Annotated in this window: 19 protein-coding genes and 2 riboswitches; of the genes, 1 reads left to right on the top strand and 18 read right to left on the bottom strand. The window is 66.5% G+C overall.

The genetic code is table 11. The features are described 5' to 3' along the window. Positions 1 to 22: 22 nt before the first annotated feature. Positions 23 to 661, bottom strand: a complete 639-nt coding sequence (locus FFS68_RS09750; protein ID WP_171003808.1) for a DUF938 domain-containing protein — start codon at positions 659 to 661, stop codon at positions 23 to 25. Next, a complete protein-coding gene (locus tag FFS68_RS09745; protein ID WP_137753001.1) occupies positions 661 to 1,107 on the bottom strand; it encodes an ABA4-like family protein in 447 nt (148 codons plus the stop codon). Before FFS68_RS09745 ends, FFS68_RS09750 begins: the two co-directional genes overlap by 1 nt. Before the next feature lie 81 nt (positions 1,108 to 1,188). Here FFS68_RS09745 and FFS68_RS17875 point away from each other — a divergent pair, with 81 nt between their 5' ends. Next, positions 1,189 to 1,356, top strand: a complete 168-nt coding sequence (locus tag FFS68_RS17875) for a hypothetical protein (protein WP_171003807.1) — start codon at positions 1,189 to 1,191, stop codon at positions 1,354 to 1,356. 50 nt (positions 1,357 to 1,406) lie between these two features. Here FFS68_RS17875 and FFS68_RS18200 read toward each other — a convergent pair whose 3' ends face one another. The 16 genes from FFS68_RS18200 to FFS68_RS09665 form a co-directional block, all read right to left on the bottom strand. Further along, on the bottom strand, positions 1,407 to 1,538 hold the full coding sequence (locus tag FFS68_RS18200; protein ID WP_283214600.1) for a hypothetical protein: 132 nt from the start codon (positions 1,536 to 1,538) through the stop codon (positions 1,407 to 1,409). After that, positions 1,535 to 3,091 (bottom strand): aminomethyl-transferring glycine dehydrogenase subunit GcvPB, encoded by a 1,557-nt coding sequence (gene gcvPB / locus FFS68_RS09740; RefSeq protein ID WP_249340120.1) that lies wholly within the window; start codon positions 3,089 to 3,091, stop codon positions 1,535 to 1,537. Before gcvPB ends, FFS68_RS18200 begins: the two co-directional genes overlap by 4 nt. A 32-nt stretch (positions 3,092 to 3,123) precedes the next feature. Continuing rightward, positions 3,124 to 4,482, bottom strand: coding sequence for an aminomethyl-transferring glycine dehydrogenase subunit GcvPA (gene gcvPA, locus FFS68_RS09735; protein WP_137752999.1), 1,359 nt, complete (start codon positions 4,480 to 4,482; stop codon positions 3,124 to 3,126). Between the two features lie 3 nt (positions 4,483 to 4,485). Continuing rightward, entirely contained in the window at positions 4,486 to 5,268 is a 783-nt protein-coding gene (locus FFS68_RS09730) for a hypothetical protein (RefSeq protein WP_249340111.1), read from the bottom strand. Positions 5,269 to 5,440: 172 nt separating this feature from the next. Then, a complete protein-coding gene (gene gcvH / locus FFS68_RS09725; RefSeq protein WP_137752997.1) occupies positions 5,441 to 5,812 on the bottom strand; it encodes a glycine cleavage system protein GcvH in 372 nt (123 codons plus the stop codon). A 3-nt stretch (positions 5,813 to 5,815) separates the two neighbouring features. Next, positions 5,816 to 6,958, bottom strand: a complete 1,143-nt coding sequence (gene gcvT, locus FFS68_RS09720; protein ID WP_137752996.1) for a glycine cleavage system aminomethyltransferase GcvT — start codon at positions 6,956 to 6,958, stop codon at positions 5,816 to 5,818. 54 nt (positions 6,959 to 7,012) lie between these two features. After that, positions 7,013 to 7,122: riboswitch (glycine riboswitch) on the bottom strand. Continuing rightward, a riboswitch (glycine riboswitch) is annotated at positions 7,123 to 7,224 on the bottom strand. 57 nt (positions 7,225 to 7,281) lie between these two features. Beyond that, the gene (locus tag FFS68_RS09715; RefSeq protein WP_137752995.1) at positions 7,282 to 7,929 is read right to left on the bottom strand and encodes an NAD-dependent dehydratase; all 648 of its coding nucleotides are present in this window, start codon (positions 7,927 to 7,929) and stop codon (positions 7,282 to 7,284) included. Continuing rightward, complete coding sequence (locus FFS68_RS09710; protein WP_137752994.1) at positions 7,922 to 9,094, bottom strand: deoxyguanosinetriphosphate triphosphohydrolase; 1,173 nt, start codon at positions 9,092 to 9,094, stop codon at positions 7,922 to 7,924. The genes FFS68_RS09715 and FFS68_RS09710 overlap by 8 nt, the downstream gene beginning before the upstream one ends. Continuing rightward, positions 9,091 to 10,974, bottom strand: coding sequence for an SPOR domain-containing protein (locus FFS68_RS09705; protein ID WP_249340110.1), 1,884 nt, complete (start codon positions 10,972 to 10,974; stop codon positions 9,091 to 9,093). The genes FFS68_RS09710 and FFS68_RS09705 overlap by 4 nt, the downstream gene beginning before the upstream one ends. 59 nt (positions 10,975 to 11,033) lie before the next feature. Continuing rightward, positions 11,034 to 12,488 carry a cell division protein FtsZ gene (gene ftsZ / locus FFS68_RS09700; RefSeq protein ID WP_137752993.1) on the bottom strand — a complete coding sequence of 485 codons (1,455 nt, stop codon included), beginning with the start codon at positions 12,486 to 12,488 and terminating at the stop codon, positions 11,034 to 11,036. Positions 12,489 to 12,641: 153 nt separating this feature from the next. Continuing rightward, complete coding sequence (gene ftsA / locus FFS68_RS09695; RefSeq protein WP_137752992.1) at positions 12,642 to 13,898, bottom strand: cell division protein FtsA; 1,257 nt, start codon at positions 13,896 to 13,898, stop codon at positions 12,642 to 12,644. A 3-nt stretch (positions 13,899 to 13,901) separates the two neighbouring features. Beyond that, positions 13,902 to 14,843, bottom strand: coding sequence for a cell division protein FtsQ/DivIB (locus FFS68_RS09690; RefSeq protein ID WP_137752991.1), 942 nt, complete (start codon positions 14,841 to 14,843; stop codon positions 13,902 to 13,904). Continuing rightward, positions 14,840 to 15,763 (bottom strand): D-alanine--D-alanine ligase, encoded by a 924-nt coding sequence (locus FFS68_RS09685; protein WP_137752990.1) that lies wholly within the window; start codon positions 15,761 to 15,763, stop codon positions 14,840 to 14,842. The genes FFS68_RS09690 and FFS68_RS09685 overlap by 4 nt, the downstream gene beginning before the upstream one ends. Then, a complete protein-coding gene (gene murB / locus FFS68_RS09680; RefSeq protein ID WP_137752989.1) occupies positions 15,760 to 16,659 on the bottom strand; it encodes a UDP-N-acetylmuramate dehydrogenase in 900 nt (299 codons plus the stop codon). The genes FFS68_RS09685 and murB overlap by 4 nt, the downstream gene beginning before the upstream one ends. Positions 16,660 to 16,774: 115 nt before the next feature. Beyond that, the gene (murC, locus tag FFS68_RS09670) at positions 16,775 to 18,220 is read right to left on the bottom strand and encodes a UDP-N-acetylmuramate--L-alanine ligase (protein WP_137752988.1); all 1,446 of its coding nucleotides are present in this window, start codon (positions 18,218 to 18,220) and stop codon (positions 16,775 to 16,777) included. After that, on the bottom strand, positions 18,220 to 18,641 hold a 422-nt coding region (locus FFS68_RS09665; RefSeq protein ID WP_283214599.1), incomplete at its 5' end, for a glycosyltransferase. The genes FFS68_RS09665 and murC, both read right to left, overlap by 1 nt.

Raw genomic sequence — 18,641 nt, 5'->3', positions numbered from 1 at the left:
ATCGCTCACCCGGTCACCGGCATCAGGTGCGGCGGAACAGCAGCATCAAATTGTTCGCGGGCATAGCGCGGCGCTCGACGAAGGTCAGACCGGCGGCAACGGCAGCCGCCTTGACGTCATCGCTATGGCGCAGTCCCCACGCCGGATCCCGCATCCGCAGGCTGGTGTCGAAGGCCAGGTTGCTGTCCGCGGTGGGTGCGTCGGGCTCGATATAGGGGCCATAGAGGATCAGCGGGGCGCCGCTCGGCAGCAACCGCGCGGCACCCGCGAGCAGCCCCAGCGTCGCCGCCCATGGGCTAATGTGGACCATGTTGATGCACAAGATTGCGTCGGTTTGCTCGATCGGCCAGTCGTCGGCGGATGCGTCGAGCGCGAGCGGCGGCGCGATATTGGCCAGCCCCGCATCGGCGCACCATGCCACGATCGACACCAGCCCCGCCAGATCGGGATCGCTCGGTTGCCAGTGCAGCGCCGGAAAGGTCGCGGCGAAATGGACGATATGCTCGCCCGATCCGCTCGCGACTTCCAGCACCGTTCCGGTCGCGGGCAGCCATTCGCCCAGCGCCGCCGCAATCGCGTCGCGGTTGCGCAGCGTCGCCGGGGCGTGGCGCTTATCGCCGCTGCCGCCGTCGCTGGGCATCCACGGCGGTGACGATGCCATCAGGCCTTGGCCTGCGCCCGTGCGCGGCGCTCGCGAACGATCAGCCATGCCAGCAGTCCGACCGGGCCGACCATCAGGGTCAGGAACAGGAACGGGAACTGGACGATACGGCTGAACCCCTTGTTGTCAGCATCGCGCGCGATCCACATGCCAGTAAACAGGTCGAACGCCAGATAATGCGTCCACCCCAGCGTCGCGCCGCCGGGGCTGTCGAACAGCTTCATCACCCCCGCCAGCGTCGTGAAATTACCGCCGCCGGGACCGCCGGGATCGATTCCGCCGCTGAGGAACCCGACGATCATCACGGTGTAAGCGAGGCAGAGCAGGAACACCCCGGCGTAAAGGATTACGGCGAGAATTTTCGGACCGCGCGGCAGAAAGGCGAGTGCGATCCAGCTGGCGAAGGCCCAATAATTGGCGAGCAAAAAGATCGTATCCCAAGTCATCTATCGTCCCTCCCCCTGAACGCAAAACGCATTCTGTCTCCGCGACATGCGGCTTGTGCACGCATGTCGCGGGCGTTTCGGTTGACCACAGCCTATATCAACCCGCCAAGCCCGAACAGCACGATCCCGCCGAACAATGCGACCAGCCCGGTCGTGACGATCAGCAGCGTCATGCGCGCCGCGGGCAGTCGCCGCGTCGCCGCGAAGGCCGCGGCGAGGCCGAGCCCTAATGCGATTAGCGGCGCGTAGAGAAACGCCCAGTCATAGCTGAACTCGCGGCGGACCTCGACCAGCTCCCATTACTCGACTACCAGCCCGTAGAGCGTGATCGCGGCGAGCCAGACGGCGACGAAGACGACCGCGAACAGCACTCCACCCGTCAGACAGCCTGCGGCGGTGCGTTTCGCGCCGCTGTCGACGCTTTCGCTCAACTGCCGCCGATCTCGCTCAGCGACGGGGTGCCGGGTGCGGCGGCTGGCTCGTTCCAGGCCAGCACCGGCTTGCGCGCCGCCGCGGTCTCGTCAAGCCGCGCGCGGGGGGCGAAATGCGGGGCGGTTTTCAGCGCCGGGTCGCCGTTTCTGGCACGCATCGCGATGCTGCGCAGCGCGCCGATGAACTGGTCGAGCGCCGCCTTGCTTTCGGTTTCGGTCGGCTCGACGAGCATCGCGCCATGGACGACGAGCGGGAAATAGACCGTCATCGGATGATAGCCCTCGTCGATCAGCCCCTTGGCGATGTCCAGCGTCGAGAAACCTTCGGCGAGGCCTTTATCGCTGAACAGCGCCTCGTGCATGCACGGCCCCGACGCTGCGAACGGCGCATCGAGGACGCCCTCCAGGCTGCGCAGGACATAATTGGCGTTGAGCACCGCATCCTCGGCAACCCGTTTCAGCCCGTCGGCACCATGGCTGAGGATATAGGTCAGCGCGCGGGTGAACATCCCCATCTGGCCGTGAAAGGCGGTCATGCGGCCAAAGGTCTGCGGATGATCCTCGCCCGCGTTTTCCTCTTCGATCAGGCGGAACGCATCGCCCTGCTTCGTGACGAAGGGCAGCGGCGCGAACGGCGCGAGCGCTTCGGACAGCACCACCGGCCCCGAACCCGGCCCACCGCCGCCGTGCGGGGTCGAAAAGGTCTTGTGCAGGTTGATGTGCATCGCATCAACGCCCAGATCGCCGGGGCGCACGCGGCCGACGATGGCGTTGAAATTGGCTCCGTCGCAATAGACATAACCGCCCGCGGCGTGGACCGCGTCCGAAATCGCCTTCATGTCGCGCTCGAACAGCCCGCAGGTGTTGGGGTTGGTGATCATCACCCCCGCGACATCGGGACCAAGCCGTGCCTTGAGCGCTTCGAGGTTGACGCGGCCGGCTTCGGTCGCCGGAATATCCTCGACGGTGAAGCCCGCGAACGCTGCAGTCGCCGGATTGGTGCCGTGCGCGCTTTCGGGGACGAGGATCACGCGGCGGTCTTCGCCGCGCGCTTCCAGCGCCGCCTTGATGCACAGGATGCCGCACAGCTCGCCGTGCGCGCCCGCCTTGGGCGACATCGCGACGCTGTGCATGCCGGTCAGCGTGATCAGCCATTCGGCGAGTTCGTGGATCACCGCATAGGCACCCTGCACCGTCTCCTGCGGCTGCAATGGGTGCGCGTCGGCAAAGCCGGGCATCCGCGCGACCTTTTCATTCAGGCGCGGGTTGTGCTTCATCGTGCAGCTGCCCAGCGGGAACAGGCCAAGGTCGATCGCATAATTCTGCCGCGACAGGCGCGTGTAGTGGCGCACGGTTTCTGCTTCGCTCAGCCCCGGCAGGCCGATAGGTGCAGTGCGCGCCAGCGCGCCGAGATCGGCGGTGGGCGCCGTCTCGTCGAAATCGACGCCGGTGGTTGCGGTCGAGCCGATTTCGAAGATCAGCGCTTCCTCGAGCATCAGCGCGCGATTGCCGGTGAAGGTCGTGTTGTCGTCGGCACCGCCCGCAGCGGTCATTTCGGGACGCCAGCCGGCGCGGTTGAGCGCGGTCATGCCAGCACCTCCTTCAGAGCGGCAGCGAAGGCGGATATATCCGCCTCGGTGACGGTTTCGGTCACTGCGACGACGAGGCCGTTCGCCAAGTTTGCGTTGGCGGGGTAGAGGCGGCCAAGCGACACGCCGCCGAGGATATCGCGTTCCGCCAGCTTGTGAATCACCGGGCGCGCCTCGGTCGGCAGCAGCAGGGTGAATTCGTTGAAATAGCTGTTGTTCAGCACCGACACCCCGGGGATTTTGGCCAGTTCGGTCGCAGCCATCTTGGCGCGGCCATGGTTGATTGCGGCGAGCTGACGCAGCCCTGCTTCGCCCAGCAAAGTCATGTGAATGCTGAAGGCCAGTGCGCAGAGCCCTGAATTGGTGCAGATATTGCTCGTCGCCTTCTCACGGCGAATATGCTGTTCGCGCGTCGACAGCGTCAACACAAAGCCGCGCTTGCCATTGGCATCGACTGTTTCGCCGCACAGACGGCCCGGCATCTGGCGGACATATTTGGTCTTGCAGGCGAACAGGCCAACGTAAGGCCCGCCGAACTGGAGCCCGACGCCCAGCGACTGCCCTTCGCCGACCACGATGTCGGCGCCCATTTCGCCCGGCGCCTTGATCAGGCCGAGGGCGACGGGTTCGGTGACCACCGCGATGAGCAGCGCGCCCGCCGCCTGACACGCCGCAGCCAGCGCGGTCATATCGTCGATGCGGCCGAGGATGTCGGGATATTGGACGACGACGCAGCTCGTTTCCTTGTCGATCGCCGCCGCGAGCGCGCCCCAGTCGGTCCCCGCGTCGAGGCTGGGGTCGCCGTCGACCAGCACATCGCCAGTATATTTGGCCATCGTGCGCGCAACGCTGCGATAATGCGGGTGCAGCCCGGTCGACAGCAGCGCCTTGCCGCGCTTGGTGATCCGCCGCGCCATCACGATCGCTTCCCAGCACGCGGTCGACCCGTCGTACATCGATGCATTGGCGACATCGGTGCCGAGCAGCCGCGCGACCTGTGACTGAAACTCGAATAGCATCTGCAGCGTGCCCTGCGCGATTTCGGGCTGGTAGGGCGTATAGGCGGTCAGGAACTCGCCGCGCTGGATCAGATGATCGACGCTGGCAGGGACATGGTGACGATACGCCCCGGCGCCGAGGAAGAACGGGCCGTCGCCCGCGGCGCGGTTCTGGCGCGACAGCGCCGCCATATGGCGCTCGACGGCCAGCTCGCTGGCGTGGAGCGGCAGGTCGGCGATCGGGCCGTCGAGCCGCGCATCGACGGGGACATCGGCGAACAGATCGTCGATTGACGCCGCGCCGATGGTAGCGAGCATTGCGCTGCGGTCATCGGTGGTAAGGGGCAGGTAACGCATGAACTACTCCGCAGAAGAAGCTGGTTTTTGGGAAAAAAGCTGAACGGTGTCGGCGAGTGTGCCCGAAAAGATCGCCGGACCGGCGTGGGTCGTGCGGATCCATGGCGCGAGCCAGATGCGAAACCCCGCGTCGCGAACGCGGCGGCAAAAGGCATAGTCGTCCGACAGCAAAGCCTGACTTTCGGGTTCGATATAGGGACAGAAAAAGGCGGGAACGATGTCGCCGACGCCGTGCGCCTGACGCTCGGCGGGGTCGGGCCGGAACACCAGGTCAGGCATCGCCGCCGCCATGCCTTCGAGCACCTGGCGGCGGATCAGCATCATTGCGGTGCCGAGCCGCGTCAGCTCGACGAGGTCGGTCATCTTGAAATTCTGCTCGGGATTCAGGAAATGCAGCGCGAAGTCGCCGGTATAGCGCGCGAGATCGGCGGGGTTATCTTTCGCGAGCCCCTGTTCGACCGCGCGCGCGACATTGGCCCAGTTGATCATCCGCCGCGGATAGGCGCCGCCCAGCACCCCGCAATCGGGGTTCGCCTCCATCGCGCGGATCAGCGAGAACACATCCTCGGCCGAAAAATCGATGTCGGCATCGATAAACAGCAGATGCGTGCAATCGCTGGCAAGGAACATCGCCGCCAACATGTTGCGCGCGCGGGTAATCGACGGCTGGTAAAGAATGAATTCGAACCGCACCGAAACGCCCATCGCCTGCGCGCGCAGCGCCAGCGCCAGCGCGGCGCGGACGTAGGTGCCCTGCGCCCCTTCATAGATGGGCGTCGCCACCATCAGGCGGCAATTGGCGAGGGCGGGTTCGGTGGCGATAACATTATCTCCATAAGCCCCTCTCATTCAGGGAGGGGTTGAGGTGGGGGTCGCGGTATTGGGCCCACCCCGCTGCGACTAGCGAGCAAGCCCCCAAGTCTCGCTGCCCCTCCCCTGAAGGGGAGGGGTCAAATCGCTAGAGCGCGTCGCAGAAGGCCTTGTAGGCCTTTGCGTCCATCAACCCGTCGAGCTGGCTTTTGTCGCTCAGCGCCAGCCGGAAGAACCAGCCTTCGCCTTCGGGGTCCGCATTGACCAGCGCGGGATCTTCCTCGAGCTGGCCGTTGCCCTCGGTCACGGTGCCGTCGACGGGGGCATAGACGTCGCTCGCCGCCTTCACCGATTCGACCACCGCAGCGTCGCCGCCCTGGCTCAGCTCGGCGCCGGTGTCGGGAACTTCGACGAACACGATGTCACCAAGCTGGCCCTGCGCAAAATCGGTGATGCCGACCGTCGCGACGTCGCCGTCGACGTCGATCCACTCATGTTCTTCGGTGTAATAACGCGGCATCGATCAGGCTCCTGCTTTACGGACATAATTATGCGGAACAAAGGGCATGGCGGTGACGGTGCAGGCCACCCGCTTACCGCGCACCTCGGCGGCAATCGCGGTACCCGGCTCGGCATGGTCCCGCGGCACATATCCCATCGCGATCGGCGCGCCGACGCTGGGGGCGAAACCGCCCGAGGTCACGACGCCGATTTCGGTGTTGCCGTCGAACAGCTTCGCGCCTTCGCGCACCGGCATTTTGCCGTCGACTAGCAACCCGACGCGCTTGCGGGGCGAGCCGTCGGCGAGATGGCCAAGGATGCGCGCGGCACCCGGAAAGCCGCCTTCCTCGCGGCGGCGCTTGCTGATCGCGAACGCCAGATCGCCTTCGACCGGATCGATCGCCGGGTCGAGATCATGGCCATAGAGCGGCAATCCAGCTTCCAGCCGCAGCGAATCGCGCGCGCCAAGCCCGATCGGCTTCACCTCGTCCATCGCGCACAGCGCATCGGCAAAATCGGTCAGTGCCGCGTTCGGCAGCGAAATCTCAAACCCATCCTCGCCGGTATAGCCCGAGCGGCTGATCCCGATCGCATGACCGTTCCATGTCGCGCGCATCGCCTGCATGAACACCAGACCCGCAGCCTCGGGCATCAGTCGCGCCAGCGCCGTGACGGCTTTCGGGCCTTGCAGCGCGAGCAGACCATAATCTTCGTTATGATTGAGCGTGATGTCGTCGGGCAGGTTTTCGCGCAGATGCCCGATATCTTCCCACTTCACCGCGCCATTGACCACGATGCCATATTGATCACCCTCGTTGGTGATCATCAAATCGTCGAGGATGCCACCATCCTCGTCCAGCAGCAGCGAATAGCGCATCCGTCCGGGCTTCAACGCCGAAATATCGCCGGGGACGAGGGTTTCGAGCGCCTCGGCGACCTTATCGCCTGATAGCGCCAGCTGCCCCATATGGCTCACGTCGAACAGCCCGGCATTTTCGCGAACCCACAGATGTTCGGCCATGATGCCTTCATACTGGATCGGCATCCAGTAACCCGCGAATTCGACCATCCGGCCGCCTTTGGCGCGGTGCCAGGCGTCGAGCGGCAGCACTTCGGTCGCGGCTTCGATCGCGACGTCGTCGTCGAGCTGTTCGGTTTCGGTCATGTCAGTCTCCCGCGGTTGCACGGCGGATGCGCGGCAGGGTGCCGCGCCTTTCGCCATGCCCCCTCTGTCACGGGAACCTGAGAGTTTTCCCCCGAACGCAAAGTCCAGGGTTACCCCTTCGGTGGTTCCAGCCGACAGCCGGAACGCTTTCCAGAGTGTCCGTTCCAGCCTGCGCGGTCCTGCTGACCTGAGAGTTTCCGGGGCGGTTGCTCCTTCGGTGGTGAGGCGCCGGTTGCCCTGCCCTCACGCTCTCCCGCGCGGCCGGTCGAATCTCTTGCAAGACCCGACAGACGCCCGAGCCTTGGCGCTGCCCCCGAGCGGAGTCAATCGGCGAGCGCGCGGATTGCGTCGTTTTCGTGGATATGCACGCCCGGACCCCTTTGCCCCGCCAGCGCGACGATCGCCGCGGCGACGGCGGCGCCCTGAATCGAGCGGTAGCGGCGGAAAGACCCGTGCAGCAAAGCATCGGCCAACGGCGCCGCGATTGTCGCAAGCCCTTCACCCAGCCGCGGTGGACCAGGCCGAGCGCCGAGCAGCAAGCCAGGACGGATCAGGTCGAGCCGCTCGAACCCGAGCGCGCGCAGCCCATCCTCGGTCTCGCCCTTGGTCCGCAAATAGAAATTGCCCGCTTTCGCCGATGCGCCGACCGAACTGACGGCGATCATCTGCGCCGTACCGCCCAGCCGGGCGCCGCGCGCCGCGGCGAGGATCAGGTCGTGATCGACGGCGCGGAAAGCCGCCTGCGACCCCGCCTGGCGGATCGTCGTACCAAGGCAACAGATGAGGACAGCAGGTTTTTCGGCGGCAATGATATCTGGCCAGCTTTCGGGCGGAGCGATCCGTTCGGCGTGGTGCGGCGCCAGTCCCTCGACCGGACGGCGAGCGACGATTGTGACGGCCCTGTCCCCGAATGCGTCGATCACCGCGCGCCCGATCAGCCCGGTGGCACCAACGATCAGCGCCTCAGACATGCGCCAGCGCGTCCGGTACCGTTTCCCGGCCGAAGATTTCGGCATAACGGTCGATGGCGAAACGATCGGTCATCCCGGCAATATAGTCGCCGATATGTCGGATTGTCGCGGTCGTTTCGCCGGGCAGCCGCGACGACCAATCCTCGCCCATCAGGCGCGGATCGTCGATATAGGCAGCGAACAAGCGGCCGACGATCTGGTTCGCGGCCTCGGCGGCGGCGACCTGTTCGGGATGATGATAAAGATTCGCGTACATGAAGCGCTTGAGTTCGCGCTCCTCGGCCGCAAGTCCAAGCGAAAAGCCGCCCAGCGACCGGCCCGCGGCGCGGACCTCGGCGACGCTCACCACGCCTGCCGCCGCGACATTGGCTTCGGTCGCGGCGATAACATCATTGACCATCACCCCGATCTGGTCACGCACCAGCTCGCGCAGCAAGCGGTCGCGCGGCGCGCCTGGAAAACGCCCCTCGACGGCTCGGAAATTAGCGGCAACGAACGGCTGTTCCATCAACTGATCGAGATCGAGCAACCCCGCGCGCAGCCCATCGTCGATGTCGTGATTGTCATAAGCGATGTCATCGGCGACCGCCGCAATCTGCGCCTCAAGACTGGCGTGACTGCCCAGATCGAGCCGAAAATCGCCATCGATCCCGGCAAGTGCCCAGCCGGGGTTCGTCACCGGGCCATTATGCTTGGCGAGGCCTTCGAGCGTTTCCCACGTCAGGTTGAGCCCGTCGAAGCGTGGATAGGGGCATTCGAGCTGCGCCAGCGTGCGCAGCGTATGGCCATTATGGTCGAACCCGCCATGGTCCGCTATCGCCGCCTTCAGCGCATCCTCCCCCGCATGACCAAAGGGCGGATGGCCGATGTCGTGCGCCAGACACAAAGCCTCGGTCAGATCCTCATTCAGCCCGAGTGCGCGGGCGATGCCGCGGCCAATCTGCGCGACCTCGATACTGTGGGTCAGGCGGACGCGGTAATGGTCGCCGTCGGGGGCGACGAACACCTGCGTCTTGTGGCGCAGGCGGCGAAAGGCGATCGAGTGGATGATGCGGTCGCGGTCGCGCTGGAAATCGTCGCGCGGGCCGCGGACGACGCGGCCCAGCTCGGCATAGCGGCGCCCGCGGCTTTGCGCGGGGTCGCTGGCGCAGTGGGCAACGCTCACTTGATCGGATCGACGGTCTGGCCCGCCTCGCTGTTGAACAGGAAGCCGTCGCCGCCGGCTTTTTTATAGCCGGTCAGCCAATCCTGCGCCGCCTTGCGGTCCTTGAACGGGCCGACCAGCAAGCGGCGGGTCTTGCCCCATTCGGCGGTTGCACCGGCTTTGCCCTTGAACAGATCGGGGCTCTTTTTGGCAAATTTGCCATAGTCAGTCGCCAGCGCTTTCGCGTTCGCGCCGGTCGCGACCTGCACCCAGATCCGCGCCGGGCTGGCCTTTTTCTCCGCCGCTTCGGCTTTGGCCTTGGCATCGGCCTCGACCTTGGCTTTCGCGGCGACGGCGTCCTTTTCGCGCTTGGCGTCTTCAGCGGCGTCGGCGCGGCGCTTGTCAGCGAGCAATTTGGCGAGCGTGTCGGCGCCGATCGCATTATCGGGCTGGGTCAGTTCCTCGGGTGGAATCTCGATCGACCCGACGATGTCGGCGAGCGAGGCGAGCGGCGCCGCCACGGATGCTTGCGCCGCCGAGACGGGCGAGACTAGCGGCGGTTGCGATGCCGTCGCGGCGGCCGACGGCTCGGCGGTGGCACCACGCCCGATGTCGGCGATCGAAAAGCCCGGTCCCACGGGCGCAGCCGACTGCGCCGGGTTTGTCCCAATCGGCGCGGGCGAAGGCTCTGCCGCCGGCGACGCCGCCACCGCTTTGGCATCGACAAACACGGGCGCTGGCCCAGCGGCGGCGGGGAACGGGTTTTGCGGGGTCGGTCCGACCCTGACGATCGTTGGCGGCGGACTGCCGGCGGCCGGAAATGGATTATCCGGCGTCGGCCTTGGTGTATTCGACGCGGCAGCCGTTACCGGCGCGGTCGCCGATGTCGTCGATCGCTGCGGCACGGAAACCGGCGCGGGCTGTGCCGTCGCCGAACGCGGCTCGGCGTCCGCGACCGCCGGTCGCCGGGTGACCGGCGTCGGGGTCGCCGCAACCGACGCCGCGGGCGGGCGCTTGGAGCTGACCAATGCGCGGTTTCCAGATGCGGCGGGGGGCGGCGCCGCGGCCGCCACTTGCACCGGCTTGCGCTTCGCCGCCAGCTGGCCGTTCGGGAAACGGCCGAAATGCGCCGCGGCGGCCTGTTGCGCCGGATTGAGCCGGTCCATCTGGGTCAGATAGGGCAGGATATTCTGCGCCATCGCGGGCGGCATCGTCGCGTTGACGATCTCGCTCGCCTCGCCGTCGCGGCCGTTCATCGCCAAAATCATCGCACGCAGTCGCCACGCGCCGCGATCCTGCGCGCGCAGTTGCGGGGTCAGCATCGCCACCGCGCGGTCGGTCTCGCCGCTGATCCCCAAGGACAGCGCATAGCGCCGCGTCAGCTCGTCATTCGGCGAAATCGCCAGCGCGAGCTGATAATCGCGCTGCGCCGCCTCCTGCTGTCCCAGCAAGTCACGCGCCAGCCCGCGGTCGGACAGGAACAGCCGTTCGGGGGCGCCGAGCAACTGCGCCTCGCCGAAATAGTCGAGAGCGCGGGTCGGGTTTTCCATATGGACCATCGCCGACCCAAGCGCCGCCTTGACCGTGCCGTCGCGTGGGGTGATCTGCTCGGCGCGCACCAGAAAGCCCAGCGCGGCGCGGTAATCATCGAGTTCGATCGACGCACGACCGGCGTCGAGCAACGCGCGGCTGTCGCTGTTGTTGGCGGCAATGCGCGCCAAAGCCGACGACAGCAGGGTCCGGGCCGCGGTGCGCTTTTCCATCGCCGCCCTGGTCGCGGCATCGGGCGGCGTCACCTGGGCCTGGCCAGGCAGCGCCGCGAGCCCCATGAGCAGCGCGCCGAACGCGCCGACACCGCGCCGCGCGCGCGCCGACTTGCCCGTCATTTTCGCCTGCCGCATGGGCAACTCATCCCGATTTCCGGCCTGCCGTGCCCGGCGGGCGGCCGTTCGATGCCCCGTTACTGGTTGTTCTGCCGCCCCAGGAAACGGGGAATATCGACCCCATCTTCCTTGTCGCCACCGTCGGCTTCGGGCGCCGGCGCTCCGCGCGACAGGCGCGACATGCGTTCGAACAACGTGCCGCCGCCGATCGAGCGGGCCGACGATTCCTCGCCTGCCGCTGCATCGCCAGCGGGCCCCGACGGCGCCTGATATTCGGCAACCGCTGCTTCGGGCGCGTCGAGCACCAGCTCGTCCGACGTATCGTCATAGCTGGCCGCGACCTGCGACAATTCCATCGGCTCTTCTTCGGCCGCAGGCGCTTCGGCGTCGCCGAGCGAGAAGCCAGGGGTCGGGTCATTGTCCTCGTCCGTCGGCACTTCGGCGACGAGCTCTTCTTCGACGACCGGCTCAAACGCCTCTTCGGCCACCGGCGCGGGGGTTGCCGCACGTGCCGGAGCAAAGGAGAAGCTGCGCGTCGCGGGCGATGCCTGCGCCGCCATTTCACCGTTGCTGTCGATGCCGGTGGCGACCACCGAGACACGGATCTTGCCGTCGAGGTTATCGTTGAACGCGCTGCCCCAGATGATGTTGGCGTCGGGATCGACCAGCTCGCGGATATGGTTCGCGGCTTCGTCGACTTCCATCAGGCGCATGTCCTCGCCGCCGGTGATCGAGATGATGACGCCCTTGGCGCCCGCCATCGACACACCGTCGAGCAACGGGTTAGCAATCGCCTTTTGCGCGGCTTCGAGCGCGCGGCCATCGCCTTCGGCTTCGCCGGTGCCCATCATCGCCTTGCCCATTTCGCGCATCACGCTGCGCACGTCGGCAAAGTCGAGGTTGATCAGGCCGGGCATGACCATCAGGTCGGTAATGCCGCGCACCCCCTGTTGCAGCACTTCATCCGCCATGGTGAAGGCTTCTTTGAAGGTCGTATTCGGATTGGCGACCAGGAACAGATTCTGGTTCGGAATGACGATCAGCGTGTCGACATGATCCTGCAGCTCGGCAATGCCGGAATCCGCCGAGCGCATGCGGCGCTGGCCTTCAAAGGTGAACGGCTTGGTCACGACGCCGACGGTCAGGATGCCGCGATCGCGCGCTGCCTTGGCAATGACCGGCGCCGCCCCGGTGCCGGTGCCGCCGCCCATGCCCGCCGCGATGAAACACATATGCGCGCCGTTCAGCGCCTCTTCGACCTGCGCGATGCTTTCCTCGGCGGCCGCACGGCCGACCTCGGGCCGCGAACCTGCGCCCAGCCCCTGGGTGATCTGCGTTCCCAGCTGGATGCGCCGTTCGGCGGGCGATGCGTTCAGCGCCTGCGCATCGGTGTTGGCAACGATGAAGTCGACCCCCTCGACCCGCGCCGCAATCATGTTCGCGATGGCATTGCCGCCAGCACCGCCGACGCCGATCACCGCAATCCGCGGCTTCAGCTCATCGACCTGCGGCGGGCCAATATTGATGCTCATCAAAAAGTCTCCCTGCAGCGGCGGACAGGTGCCGCTTCCCCAACCTTGCGACCCAAACGAGCGGGTGTCCCGCCGCCCGGTTTTCTTACCCCGCATTGCACTATTGTGACCGGGGAATCACCCAAAAAATTAACCTTTTTTCGCGTTTCACCGCTAAAAACTGCTTTTTAACGCCGCCATCAACCGGTGGAGGATCGAAGTGCCCGCCGGGCGATAGACATCCTGCGACATCATCGGCAAATCGCGCAGATCGACCGGGTCCGACGCGGCGTAGAGAACCAGACCGGCGAGCGTTGCGAAAGCGGGGCCGCTGTGCGCATCGGGTAGTCCGTGCAGCCCGCGCGGCCGCCCGACGCGGGCGGCGCGGCCGAGCGCGCTCTGGGTATAGTCGGCAATGCCTTTCAGGTCGGCGCCGCCACCGACGAGCACCACCTGGCGCCCGATCGGGCCAACGAAATGCAGGTCTTTCAACGTTCTGCCAATCTCTCCCATCATCGCGTCGAGGCGCTGGCGGATCACCGACACCAGTTGCGCGCGGGTGATCCGCGGGGAATCGCCCGTCGTCGGCGCGCCGGGTTCGAGTTCGATAATCTCGTTATTGTCGCGTGGGGACGCCGACGCCGAGCCATAAAAGCTCTGCAAACGCTGCGCCTGGCTGCGGCGGATACCAAAGGCCGAGGCGATGTCGTCGGTGATGTCGCTGGCGCCAAAGGGCAGCGACGCCATTTCGACGAGCATCCCCCCGGCGTAGAGCGAGACGGTGGTAACCGCGGCGCCAAGTTCGACAAGCGCGACGCCCAGGTCGCGCTCCTCGTCGGACAGGCACGCCAGCCCCGCCGCGATCGGCGACGCGACGACTGCGTTGACGTCGAGATGCGCCTGCCGCACCGCCGCCTCGAGGTTCCGCACCGGGGCGCCGTCGGCCATGATGATATGGATGTCGACGCCCAGCCGGTCGGCGTGGAGCCCGATCGGGTTCTTGACCCCGGTCAGCCCGTCGAGCGTATAGAGCGCGGGCTGCGCGTGCAGGATCATCCGGCCTTCGGGGTCGATCCCGGCGCGCCCCGCCGCGAGCAGGTCGTCGATGTCTTCTTTCTCGATCCGGTGGCCACCGAGTTCGCTTTCGATCGGCGCCACATCGCTGAGCAAGCCGCCCGCCGAGAAGCTGACCCAGACGTCATCGATGTTCAGCCCCGCGATCCGCTCGGCCTGTTCGATCGCCTCGCGCACGATATGTTCGGTCTGCTCCATGTCGGCGACATAGCCGCGCTGGACGCCGCGGCTTTCGCGCTGGCCGGTGCCGAGCACATGGAGCTGGCCGTCGGCGGTCTGCCCCGCGATCAGCGCGCACACCTTCCACGACCCGACGTCGAGCGCGGTGATGATTTTTTCGATGCGCGGCGGCGCCATGACTTACCCCTTTTCCGCCGCAGCGACGTCGGCGACCGCATCGACCGCGGCGCGCGCCTCGTCGAGCTTGGCGGGCGCGACCTGTCCTTCGTGCGGCAGGCGCAGCACGAACCGGTTCGGATCGCGCATGTCGAAGCGCAGGATACCGCGCCCGAGCAGGCGGTTGGCGCCGTCCATATGGGCGAATTTGGCGAGCGCGGCCTTCGCCTCGCCCTCGCCTTCGGGCAGCGACAACGTCTCGCCGCTGCGGAAGCGCAGGTCCCAGCGGCGGTTGCCGACCCAGGTAGCGCCAGCGAGCAATTCTTTCAGCGAGCTCGCCTCGGCGAGCAACCGGTCGAGATCCTGCGAGCGCTGGTTGGCTTTGGGGCCGATGACCAGCGGCAAATCGGGCATCGTCGCGACCGTCACCGGTTCGAGCACCACCCCCTTGTCGTCGATCAGCGACAGGCGATTATTATGCTGCCAGATCGCCGCCGGGGTGCGCTCGACGATGTCGACGACCAGCGTGTCGGGCAGCCGCCGCGACACCCGCGCATCCTTGATCCAGCCATAGCGCATCAAATCGCCGCGCACCCCGTCGAGGTCGACCGCCGCCATCGAGCGATCCTTTTGCGCGAGCGCGATGTCGTAGACCTTCAGCCGGTCGATGCGGTCGGCGCCGACGACCTCGACCTTCTTGACCTGGAACCCGGCGCGGCCGACGGCCTGCGCCCATTCTTCATGGACTTTCGCGGTGACGCCGGTGGCATGCGCGGCGAGGCCGGCGACCGCGAACAGGCTGATCGCGATCGTCCAGTTGGCGACCTTCTGCAACCGCTGCGGGCTGATCGGCAGGGCGTTGATCACCGCGTTGAGCCGCGAGGTCTGCACCTTGCGCCGCTTCTTCGGCGCACGCGCCGGACGCCGTGGCGGCGAGCTGCCGCGTTTGATGCGTGTGTTACTCATAACGCTTCCCCCACGATGCGTTCGACCAGTTCGGCATAATCCATGCCGACCGCCCGCGCCTGTTCGGGCACCAGACTGAGCGGCGTCATCCCCGGTTGGGTGTTGACCTCGAGCAGGAAAATTCCTGCGAGCCCATGTTCGTCATCCCAGCGAAAATCCGATCGCGAAGCGCCCTTGCAGCCTAGCAGCCGGTGCGATTGCAGCGCCAGATCCATCATTCGCTGCGCGACGTCGGCGGGGACATCGGCGGGGCAGACATGTTCGGTCAGCCCGTCGGTATATTTGGCGTCATAGTCGTAAAAGCCCGATTTGACGCGCAGCTCGGTCACCGCGAGCGCCCGGTCGCCCAGCACCGCGACGGTCAGCTCGCGCCCCTTGATAAAGGGTTCGGCGAGCAGGCGGTCGAACTCCTGCCAGGGGCCGACGGCTTCGCGTGCAATCGGGTTGCCGTAATTGCTGTCGTCCTTGACGATCGCGACCCCGACCGACGATCCTTCGTTGACGGGTTTCAGCACATAGGGGCGCGGCAAGGGGTCGACTGTAAACAGGCTTTCGCTGTCGACCATCGTCCCCGTCGGCATCGGGATACCATGCGGCACCAGCGCCTGCTTCGTCAATTCCTTGTCGATCGCGATGACCGAGGTGACGAGGCCGCTGTGGGTATATTTGAGCCCCATCAGGTCGAGCATGCCCTGCACCGTGCCGTCCTCACCGGGAACACCGTGGAGCGCGTTGAACACGACGTCGGGTTTCGCCTCGGCAAGCCGCTGCGCGACATCGCGGTCCATGTCGATGCGCGTGACCTTGTGCCCGCGGCTTTCCAGCGCGTCGGCGACGCCATTGCCGCTCATGAGCGACACTTCGCGTTCAGCCGACCAGCCGCCCATCAGGACGGCAACATGCCACGGCCCCCTGCTCATACGGGTTTCCCCACGCGTTGAATCTCCCAATGCAGTTCGACGCCGCTCTTGACCTTGACCCGGCGGCGGACCTCTTCGCCCAATGCCTCGATGTCGGCGCTCGTCGCATCGCCGGTGTTGATCAAGAAGTTGGTGTGCTTCTCGCTGACCTGCGCGCCGCCGACCGCGAAGCCGCGGCAGCCGGCCTCGTCGACGAGTTGCCAGGCCTTATGCCCATCGGGGTTCTTGAAGGTCGATCCGCCGGTTTTCGACCGCAGCGGCTGCGACGCTTCGCGGCTGGCCGAGATGCGGTCCATTTCGGCCTGGATGGCCGCCGGATCGCCGGGGCGGCCGCGGAAAGTTGCCCCAATGACGACCGCGCCGTCGGGCAATTCGCTGTGGCGATAGGTGTAGCCAAGGTCGGCGAGCGGCAACGTGCGGCGCTCGCCCGAGCGCAACACGACGTCGGCGTCGATGAGGATGTCCTTCACTTCGCCGCCGTAGGCGCCGCCGTTCATGCGCACGAAGCCGCCGACGGTGCCGGGGATCGAGCGCAGGAACTCCATGCCCGCAATCCCCGCGCCGCGCGCGGTCGAGGAAACGAGAATGCCCGACGCGCCGCCGCCGCAGCGCAGCGTCGTCGGATCGACCGCCTCGACCTTGGCGAACGCCTTGCCGAGCCGGACGACAACGCCCGGAAAGCCGCCGTCGCGGACAATCAGATTCGAGCCGAGGCCCAGCGCCATGACCGCCGTGGCCGGATCAAGATCGCGCAGGAAATCGGCGAGATCGTCGGCGTCCTTCGGTTCAAACAGCCAGTCGGCGGGGCCGCCCGACTTGAACCAGACGAGCGGCGCGAGGGGTGCGCTTGCGGTCAGTTTGCCGCGGACGGCCGGGAGCGTGGCAAGGTCGCTCACAACCGCACCCCTTCCCCGTTCGTCCCGAGCGAAGTCGAGGGACGCCCTGCGCGGCGCTGGCGTGTCTCGACTTCGCTCGACACAAACGGAGGTGGGCTGGGAACGGAGAAGTTTGTCACGCCGCGCCCTCCACCGCCGCAGCCAGACCCGCCGCCATCTTGGTGATATCGCCCGCACCAAGGCAGATGATCTTGTCGCCCGCGCCCAGCTCTCCGGACGCGATGCTCGCCGCCAGGCTGGCGGCCAGCGCCCCGGCATCGGCAACCACACTCGCCTGCCGATGCCCGCGATCGCGCAGCCCTTCGACGAGTGCGTCCGAAGAGACCCCGTCGATGGGCGCCTCGCCCGCCGCGTAGACGGGCAGCGCGAGGACGATGTCGGCGTCGTTAAACGCCTGCTGGAAATCGTCCATATGGTCGCGCAGGCGCGTGAAGCGGTGCGGCTGGACGACACCGACAACGCGCCCTGCCCCGACCCCTTCGCGCGCGGCCGAGAGGACCGCACGGATTTCGACCGGGTGGTGCGCGTAATCGTCGATGACGGTCACCACGCCCCCCTCCCCTTTGGCGCCAACCGCGATTTCGCCGACCTTGGTGAAACGCCGCTTGACCCCGGCAAAGCCGTTGAAGCCCGACACGATCTTGTCGTCGGAAACGCCCATGTGCAGCGCGACCGCGATCGCGGCGAGCGAGTTCTGGACATTGTGCCGACCCGACATCGGCAGGTGGATGCCCTCGATCGTCCGGCTGTTGCCGTCGCGATCGCGCACCACGACGTCGAAGCGATTGCCATCGGGGCCGGGTACCACATTGGTGCCGCGCACGTCCGCTTGGGCGGAGAAGCCATAGGTGACGATCCGCCGGTCGCGGATGCGCGGGATGATCGCCTGCACCTCGGGATGATCGAGGCACAGCATCGCCGCGCCATAGAAAGGCACATTTTCGATAAACTCGACAAACGCATCCTTGATCGCGTCGAAGCAGCCATAATGGTCGAGATGTTCGGGATCGATGTTGGTGACGACCGCGATCGTGCCGTCAAGGCGCAGGAAGCTGCCGTCGCTCTCGTCGGCCTCGACCACCATCCAGTCGCTGGCGCCAAGGCGCGCGTTCGAGCCATAATTGTTGATGATGCCGCCGTTGATCACCGTCGGGTCGATCCCGCCCGCGTCGAGCAGCGCAGCGACAAGGCTGGTCGTCGTCGTCTTGCCGTGCGTCCCGGCGATGGCAACGGTCGATTTCAGCCGCATCAGTTCGGCGAGCATTTCGGCGCGGCGGACCAGCGGGATGCGGTGCGCCAGCGCGGCCTCGACCTCGGGATTGCCGCGCTTGACCGCCGTCGAGGTGACAACCACCGAAACGCCATCGACGTTCGCCGCATCGTGGCCGATCGCGACCTTGATCCCGCGTTTGCGCAGGCCTTCGATCACATAACCGTCGGCAATGTCGCTGCCCTGCACCTGATAACCGAGGTTGTGCATGACCTCGGCAATCCCCGACATGCCGATGCCGCCGATGCCGATGAAATGGATGGTGCCGATGTCGGTCGCAACGCCGCGCATCATTCGCCTCCCATGCGCGCCGACGCCATGCCGCCGGCCGCGGCGCGCTGGCCCGACGGTGCACCGACGCGGATGACGTCCATCATCGGCGGCGCGGCGAGCGATTCGACGAGGTCAGCAAGGTCGCGGGTCGCGTCGGGCAGACCGCAGCTCGCGGCGCGCGCGGCAGCATTTTCCAACGCGCCGGGTTCGAGCGCCATGCGCTGGATCTGTTTGGCGAGTTCGCTGGCGGTGAATTGCGGCTGCGGGATCGAACGCGCCCCGCCTGCCTCGACCATATCGACGACATTATAGGTCTGGTGATTGTCCATCGCGTGCGGATAGGGCACGAAAATCGCGGGCCGGCCGGCGCAGGCGAGTTCGGCCACGGTTGACGCCCCGGCGCGCGCGATCACCAGATGCGCCCAGCGCAGCCGGTCGG

The organism is Sphingopyxis sp. L1A2A (genome assembly GCF_005502465.1).
Lineage (GTDB): Bacteria > Pseudomonadota > Alphaproteobacteria > Sphingomonadales > Sphingomonadaceae > Sphingopyxis.
This window is presented reverse-complemented; position numbering and strand designations above follow the sequence as displayed.

Coding starts and splice junctions, on each gene's coding strand:
- FFS68_RS09750 (WP_171003808.1), bottom strand. CDS start 661: ATGGCATCGTCACCGCCGTGGATGCCCAGCGACGGCGGCAGCGGCGAT.
- FFS68_RS09745 (WP_137753001.1), bottom strand. CDS start 1,107: ATGACTTGGGATACGATCTTTTTGCTCGCCAATTATTGGGCCTTCGCC.
- gcvPB (WP_249340120.1), bottom strand. CDS start 3,091: ATGACCGCTGCGGGCGGTGCCGACGACAACACGACCTTCACCGGCAAT.
- gcvPA (WP_137752999.1), bottom strand. CDS start 4,482: ATGCGTTACCTGCCCCTTACCACCGATGACCGCAGCGCAATGCTCGCT.
- FFS68_RS09730 (WP_249340111.1), bottom strand. CDS start 5,268: ATGGTGGCGACGCCCATCTATGAAGGGGCGCAGGGCACCTACGTCCGC.
- gcvH (WP_137752997.1), bottom strand. CDS start 5,812: ATGCCGCGTTATTACACCGAAGAACATGAGTGGATCGACGTCGACGGC.
- gcvT (WP_137752996.1), bottom strand. CDS start 6,958: ATGACCGAAACCGAACAGCTCGACGACGACGTCGCGATCGAAGCCGCG.
- FFS68_RS09715 (WP_137752995.1), bottom strand. CDS start 7,929: ATGTCTGAGGCGCTGATCGTTGGTGCCACCGGGCTGATCGGGCGCGCG.
- FFS68_RS09705 (WP_249340110.1), bottom strand. CDS start 10,974: ATGCGGCAGGCGAAAATGACGGGCAAGTCGGCGCGCGCGCGGCGCGGT.
- ftsZ (WP_137752993.1), bottom strand. CDS start 12,488: ATGAGCATCAATATTGGCCCGCCGCAGGTCGATGAGCTGAAGCCGCGG.
- ftsA (WP_137752992.1), bottom strand. CDS start 13,898: ATGGCGCCGCCGCGCATCGAAAAAATCATCACCGCGCTCGACGTCGGG.
- FFS68_RS09690 (WP_137752991.1), bottom strand. CDS start 14,843: ATGAGTAACACACGCATCAAACGCGGCAGCTCGCCGCCACGGCGTCCG.
- FFS68_RS09685 (WP_137752990.1), bottom strand. CDS start 15,763: ATGAGCAGGGGGCCGTGGCATGTTGCCGTCCTGATGGGCGGCTGGTCG.
- murC (WP_137752988.1), bottom strand. CDS start 18,220: ATGCGCGGCGTTGCGACCGACATCGGCACCATCCATTTCATCGGCATC.